The organism is Halomonas sp. AOP13-D3-9 (genome assembly GCF_052379125.1).
GTDB lineage: Bacteria > Pseudomonadota > Gammaproteobacteria > Pseudomonadales > Halomonadaceae > Vreelandella.
Genome location: NZ_JBQSYH010000039.1, coordinates 1 through 4,411, shown reverse-complemented (window position 1 = coordinate 4,411; position 4,411 = coordinate 1). Strand labels below are relative to the sequence as shown.

Below are 4,411 nucleotides of genomic sequence, written 5' to 3'. Positions count from 1 at the left end.
CAATCATCACATCGGTGGTATTCAGAGTGATAATCGTTGAAGGGCTGGCCGCCTTGGCCGATAAAGCCTGGATGTTTTTCTGAAGCATAGCCCGCAAATTCGCAACGTGAACCTGAATCGACTCTACGCTGTAAATAGGGGCCTCACTTTGGCGAAGAAGCCGCTCGACAGCGCCTGTATATCGCTGCTGCAGCGTTGTAAGAGCCGTTAATCGCTTTTCGTAGGTCTGATCAAATACCTTATGTAGCTCAGCATAGAAATTTACCGGTAATGGTTGCTGACACAAAGGGCACTGGTCTTTCGAGTGCGATTCAAATCTCAATGCATGCTTGACCCAATCCGAGTTACCCAACTCTTGGATTAGTTCCGACAGATACGAATCACCCGTGCCGACGATAACTTCTTTCAAAATCGGGTCGGCTTCTATCCCCGCACCTTCAAACTTCAAATATGGAATATCTGGCAGCTCAACATCGCTCGCGTCTTGCAACTGAGCAGCCTCGGCAAGGAGTCCCTCCTCCGTGTCGGACATGCTAACCAATGCAACCGCAGAGACAGCATCTAGCAACCGGTCTTTAGTATTCAGTCGGTTGAAACAATATGCAAGTGCACTGTTATCAAAGCCCCCCTTGAGCTTCCAGATAAGGTTTTTGAGCTTGTCTTTGGCCGCTTCCTGGGCAGCTTTAGCTTGATTGCCTTCTGCCATATGCGCATTGTGAGTAGCAGTGAGCGAGTTGATGGCCGCCTCGGCCACCGCTATCGCCTTATCCGCTTCAACATTGCCCTCGTTGAGGGTAAATACGCCGGGCTGAGCAGCTGTCTCATGGAAATTTCTCTCCATAAAAGCGTGGTTATAAACCAAAATTTCTCGGTCAGCTTTGACTGGATCAAGCTGGCACTCATTAAACCGAGCGTCAGTAGGCGCTTGGAGGTAATTGCTAATGGTGGTTTTGCCTGTGCCGTTTTGACCGTAGAAAATGCTCACACGTTTTAAGGGCGCTATAGTAACGACGGAGTTCGGGGAATAGCTGGAGACATTGCGCAACAGTATTCTATCGATCATAAACAGTCCTTAGCAGGGGCAATGTGTTCAAATATCTATATAAGTTAGTCAGTTGCAAAGTGCCATATCACACCGAAGCGCTTAACGACATATAGAGCAACTCGGCGTGCCTGAGACACAAACCACTATTTCCCTCAGAGGCACTTTCCATAACACCGGGAACGCTGATAGCATTGTGGATGCAGCTACCACCTTGGATTCTCCTTCCTGCCCTATACGCATAAGCTTGCTTTGCATATGTCGTGTAAAGGCTGTCAGCGGCCCGCTGAGATCAGATGGAGAAAACGCCATGAAATATGGAAAAGTTGTTCTGGTTCGCCAGTATGACCGTTTCCGGTTTGGGCAGTGGGAAACCGTGTGCCAGCACATGCGCTCCCTTCCGCGCCGGTAATTGAACGTCCCAGGTAGTAGCTGCCCTTCCAATATTCGTCCCTGTCGACGCGCTCCATTAAAGTCATAGCATCCACCTATTTGTTTAATAACAGTTTCCCCCTATCTCAATCACCGCTATTCCTTCTGCTGGCCGCTCGTAACTCATGCCACATAAGTATGTTGATCAAACGAAAAAATAGGCAGCATCGTCCTGGAAGAAGCAATGGGCTTCACTGCCGAAGGCTGTCATCAGATCCCTCCGTAGGTCGTCACAAGGAATATACTCCTGCAGCGGGTAGCCGAGCTCGCGGAGTTCGAGTTCGATGTCGCTTGTAATGTCGGTAAGTACGGAGCCAACGATGCTGACTCTCGTGTGTCGGGTGGTGATACGGAACTGGGTGAAAGCCGTTAGCATAGAGCCATCCCTTACGTATGAGAATTATCGTTATAGTATTTTGAGATTAAGCCTAGCACCCTAAGCTGACTTGTCCCATTCTAGCTATCAACGATTACAGCGAAATACGACCTAGAAGCTGTCGACGCTGCCTCGGCTTCCAAGCACTGTGAGCTTGATGGTGGACATCACTCTGGTGGAACGTCGCTACTCTTAACATCGTGGGGCAAGGGAACGTAACACCGGCATCCTGGCGACAAGCTTCAGCGATGCCATGCAGGAACCAGACTGAAGGCGATAATAACGATTAACAAAATAGGGAGCGGAGAATGGCACTTCGATTTAATCGGCGTATCCGTATCGCCCCAGGCATTAGCCTGAACCTAAGCAAAAGCGGAATCGGAGCCTCTATAGGCCCTCGTGGCGCCAAGATAAGCGTTGGGAGCCGCGGTGTATATGGCAACATAGGGCTGCCGGGTACTGGCCTCGCCTATCGTGAAAAGCTCAACAAACGCAGTGTGCGGAGCAACCCGGCGGGAGCGCTCTCTCCCGGCAAAGCACTTGAGCAGCAGCTCAAGGCAGGGGGCTCGGCGGTGGTGCGTGCCCGCATCCAGGAGAATGGCGAGCTCGTGATCACTGACGAGGATGGCCAGCCATACGATGAGACAGAGCTCCGTGTGCTTCGTAAGTACGCCGGAGAGGGCATGCGCGATATGCTCCAACAAGCATGTGATCGGCTAAACGCCGATATTTCGGCGCTGGCGACGGTGCATCTCAATACGCTGTCCCCACGAGACAAGCCAATATTTCAGAGCCGAGCGTTTCCCGAACCCGAGCCTCAGCGCAAGACTCTTCTTCAGCCAACACTCTGGAGCCGTATCTGGCCCCCGGCGAGACGTCGTCTAGCAGAACAAAACGAGCGATGGACTCAACAATACGCACGTGCCTTTAGCGAATGGGAGGAGGCAGCGCGGGCCTTTAACGAGCAGGAGCGGCAGCGGCGTGAGCTGGAAACCGAGTTAGTACTGACGAACCTTGATGCCATGGCTAATGTTCTTGAAGAACATATTGGGGAAATCCCCTGGCCAAGAGAGACGAACGTGAGCTTCGATCTCGGTGATGATGCCAGCACTATCGCTATCGACATCGAGCTACCTGAGGAAGATGCCTTCCCTGATATGGAGTACAACCTATCCGCTAAGCAGGCGAAGGTTTCCGTCAAAAAAGTCGCTGCCACTCGGCGGCGCATGCTTTATCGCGACTACGCCCATGGTGTGGCGATGCGGGTACTAGGTGAGATATACCACCGTCTTCCGACCGTTCAGGTGGCACTTGTATCAGCCTACGTGCCGACCCTCGACGCCGGTACTGGGCAGCCCACCGAGAGCTATCTCTACAGCGTTCTTGTTACTAAACCTCAATGGCGAGAGATCAACTTCAAGGCCCTGGCCGATATCGAGCCACCCGCCACCCTAGAGCGCTTCGAGCTGCGGAGAAAAATGACCAAGACGGGAGTGTTCAAGCCTATCGAGCCGTTCGATATTGAAGCGCTGGCTAATGAGGTCGGTATGTAGGAGAGTTATTCAATCGCCATAGGAGAAGATATGCGTAATACGGTTGCGGTAAGCATTACTATAGGACTACTGCTAGTAGCGTGGCAGACAGCAGTAGCTGATTCCGATACACAGGAGAGGCTTCAGGTGGCTTTGGATCCTTGGAATCCCCAGGAGATCCGATTGACGGGTAACCAGCTAACGGTTATCACCAGAGAACGTCGTATGACGGATCAAGTATTGCGTCCTCTCATCTCAATGGGGGTTTGTATGCCTGTATTCACGGGGGCTCCTGATTCGTACCTCTCGGGAATCGATGAAATCGCCGTACTGAACATACATGGTCGCCAAGGATATATTTTTTCCGGCGGGCGCACCGAATGCCAGGCAATTGGCGGCTTGCCAATGAATGACCTAGAAATGTACATATTGTCCCGTACACGGATGCATACAAACTAGCTTTCCATCCTGGTCACCTAGACGGAGTGCTCCATTCAAGACTATCAACGGACACCTCGAAATTCGCTCTACAGACTGAGGGCGGGATAAGATCAAAATGCATGCAGCCAGCGGATAGCCAGAAGGTCAGCTCCTATGAGGCACGGCGCTGTCACCTTTACCTGATGCTCGAATCCACTGAGCGTGCTCCCCCCTGGGCTACCGCTTGATAGCTACTCTGGTAATCCTAGCAACAGCACCTCAACCTCAGTCCGATCGCCCACACAGCATGATGGTGTAAGCAAATTTCGCTTGCACTACACACCACAAAAGAAGGGCTCCCCAAAACTACGAATAAGGAGCCCTGGAACACGGCAGGCAACATGGCTTAACTATCATGCCCCTACGTGGGAAATATGCTGGTAAAATGCCATTTTTTGCCAACTGGTTAATGCTGCACATAGCTCTTATTGCGAGGATGATAACTTGACCAAACAAATTGGCTAAAATAGGACTCAGCAATTTCTGTCCAAATTCTCAGACCATCAGGCTCCTGCATTATCTTCTTTGCGTTAACCAACAACCATGAAC

General features: G+C 51.4%; 4 protein-coding genes. 2 read left to right on the top strand and 2 right to left on the bottom strand.

What is annotated here, in order from left to right; genetic code table 11:
• Together ACT3UM_RS24000 and ACT3UM_RS23995 are read right to left on the bottom strand one after the other, a co-directional pair.
• A partial coding sequence (locus tag ACT3UM_RS24000; RefSeq protein WP_498902523.1) for an AAA family ATPase occupies positions 1-1,063 on the bottom strand: 1,063 nt, incomplete at its 3' end.
• A gap of 556 nt (positions 1,064-1,619) precedes the next feature.
• Positions 1,620-1,850: a DUF427 domain-containing protein gene (locus ACT3UM_RS23995; protein ID WP_498902522.1), complete on the bottom strand. Its 231-nt coding sequence runs from the start codon at positions 1,848-1,850 to the stop codon at positions 1,620-1,622.
• Between the two features lie 308 nt (positions 1,851-2,158).
• On the opposite strand from ACT3UM_RS23995, the gene ACT3UM_RS23990 reads away from it, so the two are divergent.
• Both ACT3UM_RS23990 and ACT3UM_RS23985 read left to right on the top strand, forming a co-directional pair.
• Positions 2,159-3,403, top strand: a complete 1,245-nt coding sequence (locus tag ACT3UM_RS23990; protein ID WP_498902521.1) for a DUF4236 domain-containing protein — start codon at positions 2,159-2,161, stop codon at positions 3,401-3,403.
• Positions 3,404-3,433: 30 nt separating this feature from the next.
• Complete coding sequence (locus tag ACT3UM_RS23985) at positions 3,434-3,841, top strand: hypothetical protein (RefSeq protein ID WP_498902520.1); 408 nt, start codon at positions 3,434-3,436, stop codon at positions 3,839-3,841.
• The last annotated feature ends 570 nt before the right edge of the window (positions 3,842-4,411 follow it).

Bases quoted from the DNA above. Each gene is read 5' to 3' on its own strand.
- ACT3UM_RS23985 (WP_498902520.1), top strand. From the start codon at position 3,434: ATGCGTAATACGGTTGCGGTAAGCATTACTATAGGACTACTGCTAGTA.
- ACT3UM_RS23995 (WP_498902522.1), bottom strand. From the start codon at position 1,850: ATGCTAACGGCTTTCACCCAGTTCCGTATCACCACCCGACACACGAGA.
- ACT3UM_RS23990 (WP_498902521.1), top strand. From the start codon at position 2,159: ATGGCACTTCGATTTAATCGGCGTATCCGTATCGCCCCAGGCATTAGC.